Source organism: Acinetobacter sp. 16, assembly GCF_033439925.1.
GTDB classification, from domain to species: Bacteria; Pseudomonadota; Gammaproteobacteria; order Pseudomonadales; family Moraxellaceae; genus Acinetobacter; species Acinetobacter junii.
The window spans coordinates 1,306,048-1,324,929 of record NZ_CP137746.1 but is presented as its reverse complement, the minus strand read 5'-3'; the positions used below and the strand labels follow the sequence as shown (position 1 = coordinate 1,324,929).

14 protein-coding genes, 1 tRNA gene and 4 pseudogenes are annotated in these 18,882 nt (G+C 38.4%); 6 read left to right on the top strand and 13 right to left on the bottom strand.

All coding sequences use genetic code 11. The annotated features are described in order from the left end of the window. Positions 1-173: 173 nt before the first annotated feature. The 3 genes from fdxA to R2H34_RS06490 all read left to right on the top strand — a co-directional run bounded on the left by fdxA (position 174) and on the right by R2H34_RS06490 (position 2,143). Positions 174-503: a ferredoxin FdxA gene (fdxA, locus tag R2H34_RS06500; protein WP_004639922.1), complete on the top strand. Its 330-nt coding sequence runs from the start codon at positions 174-176 to the stop codon at positions 501-503. 127 nt (positions 504-630) lie between these two features. Further along, entirely contained in the window at positions 631-1,338 is a 708-nt protein-coding gene (locus tag R2H34_RS06495; protein WP_004913321.1) for a D-Ala-D-Ala carboxypeptidase family metallohydrolase, read from the top strand. A 136-nt stretch (positions 1,339-1,474) separates the two neighbouring features. After that, positions 1,475-2,143 (top strand): O-methyltransferase, encoded by a 669-nt coding sequence (locus R2H34_RS06490; RefSeq protein ID WP_004913324.1) that lies wholly within the window; start codon positions 1,475-1,477, stop codon positions 2,141-2,143. A 119-nt stretch (positions 2,144-2,262) separates the two neighbouring features. On the opposite strand, the gene R2H34_RS06485 is transcribed toward R2H34_RS06490, so the two are convergent. The 11 genes and pseudogenes from R2H34_RS06485 to R2H34_RS06435 form a co-directional block, all read right to left on the bottom strand. Further along, positions 2,263-3,105 (bottom strand): universal stress protein, encoded by an 843-nt coding sequence (locus R2H34_RS06485; protein WP_004913328.1) that lies wholly within the window; start codon positions 3,103-3,105, stop codon positions 2,263-2,265. 119 nt (positions 3,106-3,224) lie between these two features. Beyond that, positions 3,225-3,839 (bottom strand): acyltransferase, encoded by a 615-nt coding sequence (locus R2H34_RS06480; RefSeq protein ID WP_042892440.1) that lies wholly within the window; start codon positions 3,837-3,839, stop codon positions 3,225-3,227. Continuing rightward, on the bottom strand, positions 3,829-4,431 hold the full coding sequence (locus R2H34_RS06475) for an IMPACT family protein (protein ID WP_004953163.1): 603 nt from the start codon (positions 4,429-4,431) through the stop codon (positions 3,829-3,831). Before R2H34_RS06475 ends, R2H34_RS06480 begins: the two co-directional genes overlap by 11 nt. A 93-nt stretch (positions 4,432-4,524) precedes the next feature. Continuing rightward, positions 4,525-5,712, bottom strand: coding sequence for an HlyD family type I secretion periplasmic adaptor subunit (locus tag R2H34_RS06470; RefSeq protein WP_004959644.1), 1,188 nt, complete (start codon positions 5,710-5,712; stop codon positions 4,525-4,527). Then, positions 5,709-7,849, bottom strand: a pseudogene (locus tag R2H34_RS06465) (type I secretion system permease/ATPase). Before R2H34_RS06465 ends, R2H34_RS06470 begins: the two are co-directional and overlap by 4 nt. After that, positions 7,846-9,368: pseudogene (locus R2H34_RS06460) on the bottom strand (TolC family protein). Before R2H34_RS06460 ends, R2H34_RS06465 begins: the two co-directional pseudogenes overlap by 4 nt. A gap of 360 nt (positions 9,369-9,728) precedes the next feature. Continuing rightward, positions 9,729-10,475 (bottom strand): LPS export ABC transporter ATP-binding protein, encoded by a 747-nt coding sequence (lptB, locus tag R2H34_RS06455; RefSeq protein WP_004913352.1) that lies wholly within the window; start codon positions 10,473-10,475, stop codon positions 9,729-9,731. After that, the gene (gene lptA, locus R2H34_RS06450; protein ID WP_004959662.1) at positions 10,475-11,020 is read right to left on the bottom strand and encodes a lipopolysaccharide transport periplasmic protein LptA; all 546 of its coding nucleotides are present in this window, start codon (positions 11,018-11,020) and stop codon (positions 10,475-10,477) included. The genes lptB and lptA overlap by 1 nt, the downstream gene beginning before the upstream one ends. Next, positions 11,004-11,555, bottom strand: a complete 552-nt coding sequence (gene lptC, locus R2H34_RS06445; protein ID WP_004959665.1) for an LPS export ABC transporter periplasmic protein LptC — start codon at positions 11,553-11,555, stop codon at positions 11,004-11,006. Before lptC ends, lptA begins: the two co-directional genes overlap by 17 nt. A gap of 38 nt (positions 11,556-11,593) precedes the next feature. Next, a complete protein-coding gene (locus R2H34_RS06440) occupies positions 11,594-12,133 on the bottom strand; it encodes a KdsC family phosphatase (RefSeq protein WP_004913359.1) in 540 nt (179 codons plus the stop codon). A 3-nt stretch (positions 12,134-12,136) separates the two neighbouring features. After that, positions 12,137-13,114 (bottom strand): KpsF/GutQ family sugar-phosphate isomerase, encoded by a 978-nt coding sequence (locus tag R2H34_RS06435; RefSeq protein ID WP_004959668.1) that lies wholly within the window; start codon positions 13,112-13,114, stop codon positions 12,137-12,139. A gap of 259 nt (positions 13,115-13,373) precedes the next feature. Here R2H34_RS06435 and cysS point away from each other — a divergent pair, with 259 nt between their 5' ends. Continuing rightward, entirely contained in the window at positions 13,374-14,795 is a 1,422-nt protein-coding gene (gene cysS, locus R2H34_RS06430; protein ID WP_004959671.1) for a cysteine--tRNA ligase, read from the top strand. Between the two features lie 63 nt (positions 14,796-14,858). Beyond that, positions 14,859-14,934: transfer RNA gene (locus tag R2H34_RS06425), tRNA-Gly, on the top strand. Between the two features lie 193 nt (positions 14,935-15,127). On the opposite strand, the pseudogene R2H34_RS06420 reads toward R2H34_RS06425, so the two are convergent. After that, positions 15,128-16,218, bottom strand: a pseudogene (locus R2H34_RS06420) (IS3 family transposase). 183 nt (positions 16,219-16,401) lie between these two features. On the opposite strand from R2H34_RS06420, the pseudogene R2H34_RS06415 reads away from it, so the two are divergent. Next, positions 16,402-16,880: pseudogene (locus tag R2H34_RS06415) on the top strand (copper resistance protein NlpE). Between the two features lie 85 nt (positions 16,881-16,965). On the opposite strand, the gene R2H34_RS06410 reads toward R2H34_RS06415, so the two are convergent. After that, positions 16,966-18,567, bottom strand: a complete 1,602-nt coding sequence (locus R2H34_RS06410; RefSeq protein ID WP_026057438.1) for an isocitrate lyase — start codon at positions 18,565-18,567, stop codon at positions 16,966-16,968. Positions 18,568-18,882 lie beyond the last annotated feature (315 nt).

The window sequence follows — 18,882 nt, the reverse complement described above, 5'->3', positions numbered from 1 at the left end:
AAGTGCAAATAGATTCAGGTTATTGAGAGTTATTATCAACAAAACTCATATAAATCAGCCCTTTTCATTGATACGAATAATAAATATCAATAAAAGGAATTGTTTCTATCTGCATTTTTTGCCTAAAATACGCTATTGAAAATGAAAACCATATTTTTTAGGTAGCTGCCGCCATGACCTTTGTTGTCACAGAAAATTGTATCAAATGTAAGTATCAAGATTGTGTTGAAGTTTGTCCTGTAGATTGTTTCTATGAAGGTCCTAACTTCTTAGTCATCAATCCTGACGAATGTATCGACTGTGCACTTTGCGAACCAGAATGCCCTGCAAATGCAATTTTCTCTGAAGATGAGTTACCTGAAGGTCAAGAAGTGTTTATTGAATTAAATGCTGAATTATCTGAAAAATGGGCTGGCAATAACATTACTCAAATCGGTGAACAACCTGCTGATCGTGAGGAATGGAACGGCAAACCAAACAAGCTTCAGTATTTAGAAAAGTAATTTTCAAAAAGGCCAGTTTTACTGGTCTTTTTTATACCTGAATCACACATTTCTTTGCAATTGTGCCATTTTTAGCCCCCTATTTTGCATTAAAATAGGCACTATACTAAATGTGAATTGCTTTTTTATGATGCGAAATAAATTACAGGGTCTGTTTTCATTATTTGTCATCCCTGTGATGATGGTTGGTTGTGCCACGTCTCCAAAGAAAGTTAGTCCAAGCAAAAGAATATATATTCCTGAAGAACAAGTAGCTTTTAATCGTCCAATCCCTACAAAAACAGAACCTGCATCTTATCGTCAGTGGTTAGGTCAGGGAGAAAACTACGCACGTGTACGCGAATATGAACATTTCTTAATGCGTAATAATGTCGCACATATTATTCCTAGTTTTGAATTGCTCAAAACAGCAAGAGACTGGCAAAAGTGCGGACGTTCAGAATACATGGTTCCAAATCGTGAATTATGGAATAACTCACTTTCAACATTACGAGTATTCAAGTATTTAATCGCTGCAAAAATTCTTACTGATTTCGAAGTTACCTCAGTTTATCGTGATCTCCCACTGAATCAGTGCGCAGGTGGTGCAAGTTCATCAAAGCACTTATTTAATTCCGCAATTGATTTTCGTATTGGACCTGAATACCCTCAACCCCAAGATTATGCATATATTGAACAAACAAAATTCAAGTTATGCCAATTTTGGATTCAGCATGGTCAAAGCCTAGATCTCGGTATTGGATTATATAGTTCAGGTCAAATTCATTTGGATACTCAAGGTTATCGCACTTGGGGTCCTGATTTGACTCGTAATACATCTCTTTGTAACTTCTAAATTGTAAAACTCGAGTAAAAATGAGGTCTTTTGATCTCTTTTTACTTTCAGCACTCATGATTCCTTCAGCATTCAAATTGCACTTCGAAGATAAATGTTTAAAATGCAGCTATCAAATTTATAGGTAAATACAACCATGCAACAGTTGTGGACAGACATTGATGAATATATTAATTCACATCTCATTCCCACAGACGAGAGACTTCAACATGCATTAGATAACACTGACCAGCAGGGTTTTTCTAATCATCTAGCTGTTGCACCTAACCAAGGCATGTTTCTACAAATGTTGATTCAAATGAATCAATGCAAGCGTGTGCTCGAACTCGGTACATTTGCTGCTTATAGTACAATCTGGTTGGCGAAAGCACTGCCTGCTGATGGATATTTGCTTACTGTGGAAGGACGGGATACACACGTGATCCTTGCCCAAGAAAATATTGATTATGCCAATATGCCAACCCAAATTGAGCTTAAAAAAGGTCGTGGCGTTGATATCATGAATCAATTAATTAATGATAATAGTGAACCTTTTGATTTCATTTTTATTGATGCAGATAAACAAAGTTATCCAGAATATTTTGAACTCAGTTTAAAATTGGCACGCTCAGGCACTATCATTGTGCTAGACAATGTTATTCGCTCTGGTGATATCTTAGATTCAAATAATAAAAAACCAAGTATTGAAGGTATCCGCCAAGCTTTTACTGCGCTCCAGAATCATCCTCAACTTTTATCGTGTACTGCTCTACAAACTGTTGGATCGAAAGGGCATGATGGCTTTGCAATTGCAATCGTCAAATAGAGGTTAAAAAATAAACTTTTACTTTTTAATTATAAATATCAATAAATTAAGTATATCAAGGTTGCTTTTCCATATAGTTATCCACAGGAATTGCGGATAACTATATGGAATAAAATGAACTACTTAGCAACAAGCAGCGGTACATTTGCATTTCTAAATATCGTGGTTGTGATGCTACCCAAGAAAAACTGATGAATCTTACTGTGACTAAATGCACCTAATACAATCAGTTGAATATCATGTTCGCGTTGATATTCCAAAATATTTTGTGCTACATCGCCATAACGATATATTGGTATTACATCTAGACCAGCACTTTTAAGATATTTCTCAGGTTCAGTCAGCATCTCTGGATGATCACCAACATACAGTAAATGGCATTGCAGTTTTTTCAATAAATCACTTTGAGCAATTCTCTCCATCATCTTTTGACAAGTCGGAGAGTATTCATAAGCAAAAATAAAACGTTTTGGTGGTGAAAAATGCTCCCCTACGGTAATTACCGTGCAATTCGCCCCACGAATAAAGTTTTCAACATTACTTCCAATTGGTTTATTTTTTTCAGCAGCGCGTTCCCCGACTCGCCCGATGATTACTACATCATTTTCTTTAAGAATATTAAAACTCTGTTCAAGAAAATCACCTTTTTCTTGAATTTTGGTGCTAGTCAAACCGTAATTTTTTTCAATTAATTCAGAGATATGTTTCAGTAAATTATTACTATAATCCAAGGCTAATTCGCTTTGCTTTTGTTCTAACTCAGCCAATTCTTTAAGTAACATGGCATTACTTTCAAAACCGATTACACCACTAATTTCACCTAAATGGTAACTGGCGGGATAGTAATCTAGGATTTGTAAAAGGACTAATTCTCTTTGAGTTTGCTTGGCAACCCAAACTGCAGCCTCCGCCACCGCATCGATACAGGGTGAGGAATCGATACATGCAATAACGCGGTTCATAATCGCCTCTCTTTAGGTTCAATACCTTAGGTCTTCTACTTATTTTTAACTTAACACAGATAGATAGCAGGTTGGTTAAATTTATGTATAGAATCTCTTGAGAGTTTTCTAGTTAATTCTTATTTCCGATAACGAATCAATTTTGCAGGGTTTCCAGCCATAATTGCATGTGGCTCAACATCTTTAGTAATCATACTATTCATACCAATAACCGCATGATCACCAACTTTAATCCCATCCTTAATTCCAACATGAGCTCCTAACCAAACATCACGTCCAATTTCTATGCCTAGTGAGCGAACTGCTTGCTGATAGATCGGTCGATCTAAATCCATACCATGGTCAAAAGCATACAGATGACTATATGCTGCAATTCTAACTTGATCATGCAACTTAATACCTGCGCGACCTCCATCAAGAATACAATGGTGGTTGATCGCGACTTCAGAACCGATTTCTAACGGTCCATGTAAAGTACAATCGCCAGCAATAAAAGTATTATCGCCGATAGTAATTTTACGTCCTCGCTCAGCAAAGATATGTGCTAAAGGTGAAATAAAACAATTGTTGCCAATTTCAACTGTTTCCATTTCCATTAAATAGTTCTGATATTCTTTTTGCCATTCTTCCGCCCATTCTCTATGTTTGGGTTTTAAAGACCAATATAACCATGGCATATAGTTCAATCGATGTTTATGCTGTTCACGATATTTTAATAGTGGATCATGCGTCATCTGTTTGATCCTCAATAAGTTTAAGCTGCTCGCGACCACGCGTTATATCTTGAAGCTTGAGCTTTAATGGTTCAATCTGGTGTATTTGCACTTGTGCCTGAATACTAACACCCGTTTCAGTATAGTTTTCTAGAAACTCTATTTGCTGTTGTAGTAATTCATATTGAATAATAGCCCATTCGTTAAATGCACAACTAAAAGTAATCTTCTTTTTCTCAATTAATTCTATTTTTTCAGCGAGTAGCAGACACTGTCCTGCACACCCACCATACGCCCTGACTAAACCACCAGTGCCTAGTTTTACTCCGCCATACCAACGATTCACCAATACAATAACATTGGTTAAGTCATTCCCCTCTATCGTTGCTAATATCGGGCGACCTGCTGTACCTGAAGGTTCGCCATCATCATTGAACCGTACATGATGACCTATTTTCCATGCCCAGCATTGGTGTGTCGTCGAGATGTCCTTTGTCTCTTCTAAAAACTTTTTTACTTGTTGCTCATTTTCTACAACACTCGCAATCGCCTGAAAGCGACTTTTTTTAATTTCTTCTTCAAAGGTAACGGTTTGAGCAATGGTAAAAGGCATAAAAACATCAATGCAAATTTAAAAACAAAGTATAACGTCTTAAGGTTCAAATAAAAAACCTCGCAATTGCGAGGTTTTTTGAGTTTAGCTTGCTTATCTTTCACGCAAAGCTTCTTTGGCCTTATTAAATGGTTTAAGTAGATAATCCATAACTGTTTTTTCACCAGTGCGGATATCAACTGTCGCTACCATACCTGGTGTGATACCAAACGCATGACCTGCTTTATTGAATAACTTGTCAGAGTCAGTGCGGATATAAACACGATAGTAAAATTGGTCTTGTTTAACTTCATCTCGAATCGTATCAGGAGAAATTACTGTTACTTTTCCAGTCAAACCACCGTAGATCGAATAGTCATATGCAGTGATTTTCACTAAGGCTTCTTGACCAGGTCGAATGAAAGCAATATCTCTTGGAGAAATACGTGCTTCAATTAACAGTTTGTCTTCTAAAGGAACAATCGTCATCAATTTACCGTTTTGCGGAATAACACCACCAAGAGTTGTTACATCAATTTCTTTAATCACACCACGCACAGGTGCTTTAAAGATTGCACGTTGTAAACTATCACTGCGTCCCATCACAACTTGTTGTTGCGTTTCAATATCAGTATTTGCCTTCGATAGCTCTTCTCGGGCTTTTACATAGTATTGATTACGTGTGTCATTCATCTTATTTCTAAGATCATTGGCTTCACGCTTGAGTCTAAGTACTTCTACTTCACTTGCAGCACCTTTCGCAACAAGTGGTTCAGTCATCATCAATTCTTGTTGAACTAATTGTAAAGCTTGTTGGTAACCAGCTAATGATTGTTCTAAATTTTCACGTCTAGAATAATAAAGAGCGGTCTCTTCTTTGACTAATTTAGGTTCTTTGAGCACTTCTGCAGGAAATGCTAAAGGAGTTCCATTCACTTCAGCACGTAATCGCGCAGCAGTCGCTTGAGCAGAAGTTAAAAGTGATTTTGATTCACCGACATTAGATGCGAAGCGTGTTTGATCAAGTTGCGCAAGGATTTCACCTTTTTGAACAATATCACCCTCTTGCACATTTAACTTCGTAAGAATACCACCTTCTAAAGATTGAATAGTTTGCTCTTTAGATGAAGGGATAACCTTACCCGTTCCTGTAGAAACTTCTTCTAGATTAAATAACCAAGCCCAAGTCAAAAAAATCGCTAAACCAATACATACAATCCAAATCACAAGACTTGAACGTGGTAAAGCTGGCTCTTTGTAGGATACATTCATGGAACGGTTGTTAGCTTGTTGTTCGCTCATGAATCTTCCCCTTGTTTAATTTGTTTTTGTTGACCTGCTGATTGATTTAGAACTTGATCTCTTGGTCCATCCATTACAACCTTACCTTCGTTCATCACGATGATACGATCAACCAACTCAAGCACAGCTCGTCTATGTGTTGCGACGACTAATGTTCTGTGTCCTAACCAGCCTTTTAAGTGATCAATTAGTTGTTTTTCGGCAATATCATCAATCGCAGCAGTCGGTTCATCGAGTAATAAAATGTTAGGTTGGCGAATCAGTAATCGTGCTAACAGCAATGCTTGCTTTTGCCCGCCTGAGAAGCCTACACCACCTTCTAAAACTAAATGATCTAAGCCCTCTTTTTTCTCTTGCACAAAGCCTAAAGCACCTGTCACTTTTAAAGCTTTTAAAATGTCATTATCTTTTGCTAAAGGCGCACCTAAGGTCAAATTCTCACGAATTGTTCCGTAGAATAAATGTGCATTCTGATTCAACAATGCCATATCACGGCGCACATCAGCAGGATCGATTAAGCTAATATCGAGACCATCCAAATGCACAGAACCATTTGATGGTGATTGCATACCAGCCAATAATTGTAATAATGTTGATTTACCTGCACCGTTACGACCTAAAATCGCAATCTTTTCACCAGCTTTAATTTTCAAATGACGAAGTGCAAGAATTGGACGAGAATCTTCTTCTGTGTATTGGAACATAACATTTTAAGTTCATAGTCCCCATTTAACACTTCTTTATGAACCAGATGCGCTTGATCAGGTTGATCAACAGGTTTCTGCATTAATTCATCAAGACTTTTCTTCGCAACCTTAGCTTGCTGTAAACGTCCTAAAATCCCTGTGATTTGTGAAATAGGGGCAAGCATTCGTGAGGAAAGGATCGAACACGCAACCAAAGCACCCGTTGTCATCTCGCCTTCCATCACGGCAAAACATCCAACTAATACAACAGCGGCATAGGTTAAACCTTGAATTTTTTGTGTCCAAGCAGTTAATACACCAACGATCTTACGTTGTTGCATACTAATATCCGCAGACACCTCATTCATATGATTCCATTGGTTTTGGAATCTAGATTCTGCTCGTAATAACTTAATATCTTCAATACCTTGTACCGCTTCGACAAGGATCGCATTTCGAATAGATGACTCTCGCATGCCTTCTTGAGCTAACTCAGCTAATTTCTTTTGTACCAAAATACCAGGCAAAATCATTAAAGGAACAACAAGCAACATTACCCAAAAGAGATTCCCACCGATAATCGCAAAGATAATCAGAAACAGGAAGAAAAATGGTAAATCAGCTATCGCACCCATTGTTGTCGATGTAACTAAATCACGAACACCTTCTAACTCACGAATTTGTGAAATAAAAGTACCAGTCGATTTAGAACGTTCACTATTTTTAATTCGTAGTGCATGACCAAAAACACGGTCTGATATTCTTAAATCTGCACGCTTTCCAATAATATCGGATAGGTAAACACGAGCAACACGAAGTACAAACTCAAAAATGGCTGCGATTAGCACCCCACCCGCAAGCACCCAAAGCGTCGGGATCGATTGTGATGGCACAACGCGGTCATAAACCTGCATAGAGAAAATAATCGTAGCTAATGCCAAAATGTTTGCCATTAACGAGGCAAACATAATATCTATATATCGCTTCCAATCTTGAAGAACGATTGACCAAAACCAGCTCGTTTCATACGGCTTGATGTATTCATCAATACGAGCGTCTGGGACAGATTTTTCAGGGCGTAAGATATAGACTGTTTTTATATCTTGCTTAAGTGAACTTATTGAAAACTTTTGTGATAAGCCTTGATCACCACTGAGTTGAACACTGACATTTCCTTCTGAGTCAGCTTTATCGACAACACCAACTTGCCCATCTTTAAATTCAACTAAAATCGGCAAACGCCAAGGGTTGATCATTTCCTCTGTAAATGACACTTTACAAAGGTTCAAACCAACCTGTCGGCTCATTAACAATAAAATTTCATCTAAATTTTGATTTTGATTCCAATCTAATTGTAAACGAACACGCTCTTCTGATGGCTCTATTCGATAATGCTTAGCAATTGTTAAGACCGCTTGTAACCACGGCTGATAGTTTATTTTTGTCATCATGGCTGAACTTCAAACCCCTGAATGGAAATATTATTTAAGCCATAGGCTTGACGTGAACGTCCTGTCGTTGCGATGTACTGAGCAATGTTACTGTAAATATCATAACGTGCTGTTTCTAATTCTGAATTTGCACCATGAATTGCCTGCTCAGCATTCAATAAATCCACAAGTGAACGTGTCCCTAACTTATATTGTTCTTGATACAATTCCTTGGTTTGGACTGCCACCACTCTCCTAGACAAATTTCGTCTATTCTCACCGTAGTCGCTTGTCGACTCATTAAGACTTGCATCTGTCTTTGTTTGTTTTCAATCTGTTCTCGACTATTACGAATTTGATCCAAAACTTGTAGATAGACTGCATTTACTTGAGCTTTAGCAGCTTCCTCAGCAAAACTTGCTGCTCGAATCTGTGAAGAAGTTGCTCCACCTTGATAAAATTGGCTCGTTGCCTCCAACATTATTGCACTATCAAATCCACCCTCTTTATCATTATTTGGATTTCTGCCATTGATCGCTTGGGTCAACTCTCCTTTTACGGACAAAGTAGGAAATCTGCTTAACTGTGTTTGTTGTTTTTGTGAACGTGCTACAGCAATACCTGCTTGAGCTGCAATCATTTGTGGAATTGTATTGAATTGAGGTTCTGCATATAAATCAGATTGTTTCACCAAATCCTCAGGAATAGTCCACTGAATCTTACTGACGTCAAAACCAAGCAAAGTGTATAAGTGTTGTTGATTTTGGCTCAATAAAGATTGTTGAGCGATTAACGCGGATTGAGCAGACTGCAAATAAGACTGTGCTTGTATCGGGTCCGCTTGGCTACTGATACCAGCATTAGCCCTTAGATTCGCCATCTCTTGTATGCGTTTAATACCTGCTATTTGCTGATTCGCGATTTGAATAAGTTTTTTATAACGTTGAATATTAATAATCGTTTGTGCAACATCGAGTGAGATATCATCAATTTTCACCAAAACATTGGCTTGTTCCACAGCAAGTCTTGCTTGTTCTGTATTGACACCAGACTTCACTTTACCGAAGTCATAGACCATTTGAGATGCACTCAAGGCAAGAACTTGCTGACCTCTTGAACTCTTTTGTGTCAAATCACCTGTATTCATACCACCCGTAATCTGCGGATAGTAACCAGCTTTAGCAACATCTATATTTGCATTTTGTGCAGCAAGAGTTGCTAAAGTCTGAGAAATTTCAGGATTACGTTGAACTGCGATCTGTACAGCATCTTTAAGTACGCGAGGCTGACTTTGTATAATCGGTACAGACGCAGGCTGCATAGGTCGCCCGCTACCGACTACGGGTAAATTATTATTCGATGGTGTCACCGTGAAATTACTTAGCTTTTGCATGTTAGCAACTTTGAAATCTTGGTTGCTTTTCGGTGCAAGCAGCTGAGCAATATTATTTTTTAAACTGTGATATTTTTCACTCGGTGTTTCTGCATGTACTACAGGTACGGAAAACGAAAATACACATAATAGCCATTTCAAATCTATACATGTTTTGTGTGTTCCATCATCTACATTTAAATCGTTGTTAATGCTCATATTCTTTTCAAATTGTTATCATTTAAAAGCCCATTCATTCTACTCATTTTTAAAATAAAAACACCATGCGAAAACTACAATTTACACATCGCTTAAATGTTTGTTTTTTGTAATATAGATCACACTTTTTTGCTTATAACTTAGCTATTATTAGCTTTGACCGTAGATTTATTAAATTAAAATCAAATACATAAAAAAGAAGAATGAAAAATATTCCAGTAAAAGTCACGTATCTATTTATTATTTCTATTATTTATAAAAAGAAAAAGAGCTATTTAGCTCTTTTTCATATTGCTCAAATGGCTATTTTTAAACCACAAAATCATCACCTAAATATACTTTGCGCACTTGCTCATTATCTAAAATTTCCTGAGGGGTACCTTCTGCAATGACTGCACCCTCACTCACAATATAGGCTTTTTCACATATCGCTAATGTCTCTCGAACATTATGATCAGTAATCAATACGCCAATACCGCGCTCTTTCAAAGTTTGAATAATATCTTTGATATCACCCACAGAGATTGGATCGACACCTGCAAATGGCTCATCTAGCAACATAAACTTAGGATCTGCTGCTAATGCGCGAGCGATTTCCGCACGGCGTCGCTCACCACCTGATACGCTCATCCCTAATGAATCTTTGATATGGCTAATTTTAAAATCATTCAATAATTCATTGAGACGTTGCTGGCGCTGTTGCTTATTTAAGTCTTTTCTTGTTTCCAAGATCGCCATAATGTTTTCAGAGATCGTGAGCTTTCTAAAAATAGAAGCTTCTTGTGGAAGATAGCCAATCCCTTTTCGAGCACGCTCATGCATCGCAAGATCAGATAAATCGAGATCATCTAAATGAATCTCTCCTTTATCCATACGTACCAGACCGACAACCATATAAAAGCTCGTCGTCTTTCCAGCACCATTAGGTCCCAGCAAACCCACAATCTGCCCGCTCTGCATTGTAAAAGAAACATCTTTTACAACCCAGCGCTTACTATAATTCTTTGCTAAGTGTTTGATACACAAAGTTTGTGGTTGTTGTGCTGATTGTTCCATTAATCACGCGCCCCTGGGAAGCTTTTAGAACTAGAAGGTGGAATAATGATTTGAACTCGATTGGTAGATGAACCTTGAGCCTCAACATCACCTTTATTCATACTATATTTCAAAGTATTACCACGGATGCTAGAACCATCTTGATATAGATAAGCTTTTCCTGACAAAGTAATAATCCCAGTGTTCGCATTATAAATAATAGTTTGAGCTTCGCCTCTTGCTAAGCCCTTATTTACATCCATTTGCTGCTGAAACTTCGCTGGTTGGCCCTTTGCAGTAATGGTTTGAATTTCTTTCTTACTATTTAATGTTGCAACAATAGAATCTGCTTGTAGCTTCATCGTTCCTTGCTCAATGACAACATTACCCGTATACGTTGTGATACCTGTTTTATCATTATAAGTCGCGCGATCAGCAACCAATGATAATTGTTGATTACGGTCTGAGGGTACGGCAAATGCTGAAACTGAGCTAAATGCAACTGCTATACACGCAACATGTTTTAGGAAAGCTAAACGATATTTAGAATTAGGAATTAGGCGCATACTTTCCTCGAACTTTGAAAAACTCATATTGACCATTGTTTAAATTTGCTTTCAGACCTTGGCTGACGAAAGCTGAATTTGGTGATTGCACTGTAACTTGATGTTGTGTTTCCAACTCTCTCGTTTTTGGATACCCAGTCAACTCATCAGTACGAAACTCCATTTTGTTGCCTTGATCTGATAATTTTGTTGCGACAACATCACCCATTAAAACAATTTTAGTATTGTCGTCATAACCTTTGGCTTGCTTTGCATAAAAAGTCGCATCAGGCTTACCTTGTTTAAACATCACGGCATTGAGTTGACCCAACTGTGAAGTTTTTGACTGCATATTTTGTTCTAATTGCTTGATTTCAGCACGAACGTACAAGTTACCTTGTTCATCCGTTTGGGTTAGGTGAACACCCTGAGCTGAATACGTCATATTTTTAGCCGATTCAACATCAAGCTTTTTCGCTTTGCCGCTATAGTAATAGTAGCCACCGCTAATAGAAGCAACCACTACAGCAACAACATATAAAACTCTGGTATCCATAAACAGGGTTACCTAACCTTTGGGTAGTTCATTCTATATTAATGTGGTACAGCTAAGTATTTTGCAAGTAGCTCTTGGTAAACACCTTTTGAAGTAAGCAACATGTCACAAACTTCTCGTACAGCACCACGCCCACCCATTGCTTGGGTGACAAGATGAGCACGACGACGTACTTCCTCATGCCCATTCGGTACAGTAATACTCATACCCGCAATTGCAAATGCAGATAAGTCAGGCCAATCATCACCCATGTATAGACAATCTTCAGGGAGAATATTGAACTGAGCACAGGCTTCACGTAATGCTGCACCTTTATCTTCACGCCCCTGAAATACTAAATCAACGCCTAAATCTGACATCCGTTTTTCAACTATATGGCTTTTTCGTCCCGTGATAATGATCACTTTCATACCAGCCTGTTGAACCAATTTCATTCCTAAACCATCACGAATATCAAATGATTTAATTTCATCACCCGAATTCGTTAATGTTACAAAGCCATCGCTTAAGATTCCATCGACGTCTAGCACGAGTGCTTGTAAATGACGTGCTTGTTCTTGTAAAGCATAAGATGCCATGGCTTAATTTACTCCTGCCTGAATTAGATCATGCATACTAATAACACCAATAACTTTATTGGCATCATCGACAACTACAAATTGATTGATTTTACGCTCATGCATTTTTTCTAATGCTTCTACTGCGCGAGCTTCCTGAGAAACCGTAAGTGGATTTTTAGTCATGACTTCTGCAACAGGTAAATTAACATCAAAACCTTGCTGATGATCGATCATACGACGTAAATCACCATCAGTAAAAATACCGAGCAATCTATCCTGTTCATCAACAATGGTCGTAAGACCAAGACGTTTATCAGAAATTTCGTATAACACCTTATTCATCGGTGTATCAGGTTTAACTTTGGGTAATTCTGAACCTGTATGCATCAAATGTTTTACATGTAAAAGTAAACGTTTCCCTAAAGCTCCAGCAGGATGCGAACGAGCAAAATCATCTGCCGTAAACCCACGCGCCTCCAACAAAGCCACAGCCAATGCATCACCAAGCACTAAGGTTGCTGTCGTACTTGATGTAGGTGCTAAACCTAATGGACAAGCTTCATCAGCGGCACCTAATGTTAAAGGTACATCAGCATTTTGTGGCATTGGCCCTTTATCATCACGACTAATCGTAATCAGTGGAACGCCTAGATGCTTAATCAAAGGCATAAGCATCATAATCTCATCACTTTTACCAGAGTTTGAGATTGCAATCAGCACATCACCACGCACCAGCATGCCTAGATCGCCATGTCCTGCTTCACCTGGATGCATAAAAAATGAAGGCGTACCTGTTGAAGCAAAGGTCGCCGCCATTTTCCGTCCAATGTGACCAGATTTACCCATTCCAGTAACAACAACACGACCTGAACATTGCAATAAAATCTCACATGCACGATCAAAGCGTTCATCTAATTGTGTTGCAAGAACTTCAATCGCTTGCTGTTCGATGCGCAGCGTTTCTAGCGCGCTTTTTTGGAAATTTATCGTTTGTGACATGCAAGTTTGACTCAAAATAATGTTCAATCTACATAAGCGTAGATGATTTTAATCAAAAGAATTGCGGAGATTCTAGCATAACTGTTTGTGAGAGACGTTTCTAAATGTATAAGATTTCTTAGAAAATGAACAAATATAGAACCCCTATAATTTAATCAGTTCATTCCTTTAGAACATGTTTTTTTATGCGGATAACTTTATGAAAAATGATGCATACGTTATGATGTAACGCTAATTTTGTTGAGTGTTAAAAGCCCTTATGCAACCTTTTGTTTTATATAACTCTGAGCAACGTAAAAAAGTTGAATTTGTCCCACGCAAAGAAGGTCAAATCGACATGTATGTCTGTGGTATGACCGTTTACGATTACTGTCATATCGGACACGCTCGAGTTATGGTTGCATTTGACTACATCATCCGTTTCTTACGTAGTCAAGGTTGGAAAGTACGCTATATCCGCAATATTACTGATATTGACGATAAAATTATTGCGCGTGCTAATGAAAATAGAGAAAGCATCCAACAACTTACTGCACGATTTATCGAAGCGATGAATGAAGATGCTGCTAATTTAGGTTGTGCTGCGCCAGATGAAGCTCCGAAAGCGACTGAATACATTGATCAAATGCAAAACATGATCAGCAATTTGGTAGATAAAGGTGCTGCCTATCCTGCAAGCAATGGTGATGTCTATTTTGAAGTCACAAAATTCGATAAGTACGGTCGACTTTCTGGCCGTAAACTCGATGATATGCAAGCAGGTGCTTCAGAACGCGTAGATGTTGAAGTTGAAAAGAAACATCCTTTTGACTTTGTACTTTGGAAACATGCAAAGGAAAATGAACCTGCTTGGGCATCTCCTTGGGGTAATGGTCGCCCAGGTTGGCATATTGAATGTTCTGCAATGTCGACTTGTTGCCTGGGCAATCATTTTGATATTCACGGTGGTGGTTCAGACTTAATGTTCCCTCATCATGAAAATGAAATTGCACAAAGTGAAGCTTCAACAGGCGAACAATATGTAAATTATTGGATGCATGTTGGATTCATCAATGTCGATGGGGAGAAAATGTCTAAATCACTAGGCAATTTCTTTACGATTAGAGATGTGATGGAAAAATTCCATCCAGAAGTGATTCGTTACTTTATCGTCTCCTCACACTATCGTAGTCCAGTCAATTTTTCTGATGTTGCTTTAAAAGAAGCTAAAACTGCGTTGAGTCGTTTCTATCATTCATTTAAAGCCTATCAACAAACATATGGTCAGAAAACTGTTGATGCATTAGATCAAAGTTTTGTTGAACGCTTTAATAACGCAATGTGTGATGATTTCAACACGGCTGAAGCGATGGCTGTTCTATTCGAGCTTAATAAAGAGTTAAATCGCGCAGTTAAAGAAGAACAAGCTGAACAAGCAACAGTTCTCTACTCAACTTTACGTCAGCTCACAAATATTCTTGGTCTAGTTCAACACGATGTAGACGAATTCCTTAAATCAGATATCGGACAAGAAGCTCTAACACTTTCTGATGCTGAAATTGAAGACTTTATTCAGCAACGTGTAGATGCGAAAAAGGCTAAAGACTTTGCCAAGGCGGATAGTATTCGACAGTCTTTACTCGATCAAGGCGTGGTTTTAGAAGACACTCGCCAAGGTACAATTTGGAGACGTGCTGATTAATTCAACACTTAGCATTATAGAGAGTTGACAGTTTAATGAAATTCTCTATAATGCGTCCATATTGCGGGAATAGCTCAGTTGGTAGAGCATAACCTTGCCAAGGTTGGGGTCGCGAGTTCGAGTCTCGTTTCCCGCTCCAAAATTTAAAAAAGCTCTAGTCATTTGATTAGGGTTTTTTTTATTTCTTCTCATTCGATCATAAATCTACAAATAACTGTTTGGCGAATCCAGATTATTATCTATCCATCATTAAGCTTCCTAAACAAATTAAATAAAAATCATAACCATGGTTTGGTAATCCTCCCATAAATAAACGAAGTTAAAAGTAGAGGTTAAGCAGCCATTAGAGGTGGCTTTCCTTTGTTAGCTTGATGTGGTCTTTCATGGTTGTAATGCCACAACCAGTTTGTTGCATAATCTTGTACTTCATCCAAAGTATCAAATAAATGCTTGCTCAGCCAACTATAACGTATGGTCCGATTATAGCGTTCAATATACGCATTCTGCTGTGGCTTACCCGGTTGAATATATTCAATACGAATACCGTGCTCAGTAGCCCAGCGCACAAATTCGTGACTGATAAATTCGGGACCATTATCGCATCGGATCACTAACGGTTTTTCTCTCCACTCCAGCAATTGATTCAACGTATGAATAACCCTGATTGTGGGCAATGAGAACCCTGCTTCAATGGCTAGGCCTTCGCGGCGGTAATCATCAATCACATTCAATAATCGAAACTTGCGACCATCGGAAAGCTGATCATGCATAAAATCTAATGACCAAACCTGATTTTCTCGGATTGGTTCTTTCAATGGTTCAGGCGCATGCCGTTTTAGTCTTCTTCTCGGTTTAATACGCAGATTCAGTGCCAACTCACAGTAAATGCGGTAAACCCGCTTGTGATTCCAGCAGCAACTCTCAACATGCCGTAAATACGAGAAGCACAAACCAAAGCCCCAATCGGAATTTTCCTCAGTGAGTTCAATGAGCTGTTCAGCAATGAGTGCATTGTCATCGCTGAGTTTGGCTTGATAGCGGTAGCAGGTTTCACTAATGCCAAATGCTTTACAAGCCAAACGAATACTAATGGCATGCTGGGCAACTGCCTGTTGTGCCATCTTACGCCGGCAAGATGGCTTTACCCTTGCGCAGCAGTGCTGCTCATTGCCATCGCTTCCTGGATGATTTCGGCCTTTAATCGCTCTTCCGCATACATCTTTTTAAGTCTGGTATTTTCGGCTTCTAGCTCTTTCAGTCGAGCCATTAATGATGTATCCATACCACCATATTTGGCACGCCATTTATAAAAGGTAGCATTACTCATGCCGTGTTCACGGCAAAGGGTCGCTACAGGTGTGCCAGATTCTGCCTGTTTCAAGATGGACATGATCTGACTGTCAGTAAATTTAGATGTTTTCATGCAGAATCTCCTGCTCGTATCTTAAGAGAAAATTCTACTTTTAGATCCTATTTTTTTTAGGGGGGATTACCGTTTAATCAGATTTACCAAAAGTTCAAGAACACTTACACTCATCCCCTACACTTTTTTTCATAACTCTCATAATTTAATCCTTTGTGTTTTTTTAAATTAGGTTTAGTAAAAATGAAAAAATCTACTATTGCCCTATCGATTGCATCTATTTTTCTTGTAGCTTGTAGCAAAACAGAGAATAAAAAACTGAAGAACAAGCACCGACTTCTGCCACAAGTGAAGTAGTAGCAGAAACTACAGTTACAGATAACGCACATACTGCAGAAAATGCTTTAGATTGGAATGGTACTTATAAGGGTGTATTACCCTGTGCTGATTGTGAAGGTATTGAAACTAAATTAGAGTTAAATTCAGATAAAACGTATGAAATTAAAGAAACATATCTCGGTAAAGGGGATGGTAAACCTTTTGAAAGTAAAGGTAGTTTCCAATTCGATAGCAAAAACCCTTCAGTGATTGAACTAGACCAAGCAGGTGATGGACGTAAATATTTTGTCGCTGAAGGTTATCTTAAAGCTTTAGATTTAGAAGGTAATGAAATTACAGGCGAGTTAGCTGATAAATATCAATTGAAGAAAGAAGCTGAATAATAGATTTTCTGCTTAATTATTTTTCTAGAAACATAATAAAAAAAACCCTGCATAAGCAGGGTTTTTTCGAATCAATCAGAAGCGATTAGCCACCAAATTGGTTCATTGTGTTTTTGCTAGCATCACCAGCTTTAAGTGCGTTCTCACCAGCAAAGATTTCTTTGTGATCATCACCGATGTCAGAACCAGCCATTGCTTGGTGTTTAACACATGCGATACCACCGCGGATTTCTTTACGTTGTACGCCAGCAACATAAGCCAACATACCTTCTTCACCGAAGTAACCTTTAGCAAGCTCATGAGTAGAAAGAGCAGCTGTGTGGTAAGTAGGAAGAGTGATCAAGTGGTGGAAAACACCTGCTTCACGTGCAGCATCAGCTTGGAAAGTACGGATCTTTTCATCAGCATCAGCAGCTAATTCAGAGTTATCGTACTCAGCGCTCATTAATTTAGCACGGTCGTAACCAGATACATCTTTACCTTCAGCAACCCAACGGTCATACGCTTGTTGACGGAAGTTTAAAGTCCAGTTGAACGATGGAGAGTTGTTATAAACAAGTTTCGCGTTTGGAACTTGTTTTTTGATGTCGTTTACGAAACCAGCAATACCAGCAACGTCTGGAGTTGGAGTTTCGATCCAGATCATGTCAGCGCCGTTTTGTAAGCTAGTTACACAGTCAAGCACAACGCGGTCGTGTTGAGTGCCTTCACGGAACTGGTATAAACCAGAAGCTAAACGAGTTGGGCGGTGTAATTTGCCATCACGCTTGATAAGGATTTCGTCATCAGAAGCTTCAGAAATATCGATTTCTTTAGTGTCTAAGTAGCTGATGTATTGAGAAGCTAAATCACCTTTCTCTTTAGATACAGGGATCTTTTGAGTTAAGTCAGCACCTTCAGAGTCAGTACGTGCAACGATAACACCTTCGTCAACACCAAGCTCAAGGAATGCATAACGTACAGCATTGATTTTAGCTAAGAAGTCTTCGTGTGGAACAGTTACTTTACCAGCTTGATGACCACATTGTTTAGCGTCAGAAACTTGGTTTTCGATTTGTATTGCACAAGCACCAGCTTCGATCATTTGTTTAGTTAACAAATAAGTTGCTTCTTCGTTACCGAAACCAGCATCGATGTCAGCAATAATTGGCACAACGTGAGATTCAAAGTTGTCGATTTGTGAAATGATTTCAGCAGCTTTAGCAGAATCACCAGCTTGTTCAGCTTTTTGTAAAGCGCGGAACAAATCATTTAATTCTTTAGCGTCAGCTTGACGTAAGAATGTATAGATTTCAGCGATTAGTTTAGGCACAGCAGTTTTTTCGTGCATAGATTGGTCAGGAAGTGGACCAAATTCTGAACGAAGAGCAGCAACCATCCAACCAGAAAGGTAGATGTAACGTTTGCTTGTAGTACCGAAGTATTTTTTGTTCGCAATCATTTTTTGTTGCGCGATGAAACCGTGCCAGCAACCTAATGATTGAGTGTATTTGCTTGAATCAGCGTCATATTCAGCCATATCTTTACGCATGATAGCAGCTGTATATTTAGCGATGTCTAAACCAGTGTGGAAACGGTTTTGAACCATCATACGAGCAGCATCTTCTGGGCGAATCGCACCCCAAGTACCACCTAATTTTTCTTTAACGGCACGAACGTGCTCTAAAGCTGATTGATATGTCATGATATTTTCCTTTCAGGGATTGGCATCGAATGCACGCTGAAAACCATGCTTTTTTATAGGCTAGATTTCAAGCACTTCATCAATATGTTGCACAGCTTAGTCTTTGCCAAGAGATTAATCCAATATTCTTGGGTAATTTTCGGTATTTTTTTTTGAAATATGCCTTTGAACATGAACTTATAGCGAGTCCAAGTCATTACAAACCATTGTTTTAAATAATATTTAATTAAGCTTAACAATGAGATTAGAAAATCAAATTTATTAAAAATGAATATCTTTTAATCGCTCATCTTTCAGAGTTCCACCCCTAAAATTTTA